The organism is Spiroplasma endosymbiont of Lariophagus distinguendus (assembly GCF_023846195.1).
Classification (GTDB): Bacteria; Bacillota_I; Bacilli_A; order Mycoplasmatales; family VBWQ01; genus Spiroplasma_E.
In genome coordinates this window covers 1-925 of sequence record NZ_JALMUW010000138.1, presented here as the reverse complement: position 1 = coordinate 925, position 925 = coordinate 1, and the positions used below count along the sequence as shown (strand labels likewise).

General features: G+C 21.3%; 2 protein-coding genes. Both read left to right on the top strand.

What is annotated here, in order from left to right; translation table 4 throughout:
* Positions 1-53: 53 nt before the first annotated feature.
* On the top strand, positions 54-608 hold the full coding sequence (locus M0D11_RS06140) for a hypothetical protein (RefSeq protein ID WP_252321049.1): 555 nt from the start codon (positions 54-56) through the stop codon (positions 606-608).
* Between the two features lie 101 nt (positions 609-709).
* Positions 710-925 (top strand): hypothetical protein (locus tag M0D11_RS06135; RefSeq protein WP_252321046.1); only part of this gene is annotated, 216 nt, incomplete at its 3' end.

Genomic DNA, 925 nt, shown 5'->3' with positions numbered 1-925 from the left:
AGTAAAAAGGGCTAAGTGCCAAGTGCCATAGTGCCAGTATAAGAAATCAAAATATGGAATCTTTAGTGGTAGGAATAGAAAATAATAATGAAATAGTTATTACTAAAACTAAAAAAATTATTGCAGAACTTGCAAATATTAATTTAAGAATTCGTTATTATACCAATTACATTAATCAATATTGAAATAGTGATGAACAAAAATATAAAAATAAGGTAAGAATATATTTTAATGATTTAGGAGAAATTTATGAAAATTTACCAAAATTTATTAAAAAAGAAAGTGAAATAAGTTCAAATAATTGTTGTTGAAAAACTATTGAATATTTATCTTCTCCAATTGTATTGTTAACAGGTATTTCAATTAGAGTAGCACAAAGATATTTTTCAATAGTTGTAGTATCAGAAAAGTCTATAATAGGTAAAACTTTTATAGAACAATTAGAAATATTAGGCAAAGGAATGTGAGAATCATTAAAAATTCCTGAAAATTATGCTATGGCTGGTGTTGATACACTTACATCTTATTTTTTATCTTACTATCCATTTGGATTAAAAAGTATTATTGATTTATTACCTTCAAATCAATTAACACAAAAAAAGAATTAGATGAATATTTACCACTTGAAATTATTATTAAAAAATTAGAAAAACATTTAGAACTTAAAGAATATGAAAAATTAAATAAAATTAATTCGAACTTAGATAAGTTGTGTACTAATTTATCAACAATTATCAAAAAACATGATGTAATAAATCATATTAAAGATGAATTAAAAAATATTGATTTTAATGATGAATTTACTTTTGAAAAATTTAATTCTTTAATTAGTGCAGAAATCAGTAATGATTTTTTAAAAGAACTTTTAAATGAATTAAGTGAATTATCAAAAACTGATTTAAAAAATGAAGACTATTCTATGAAC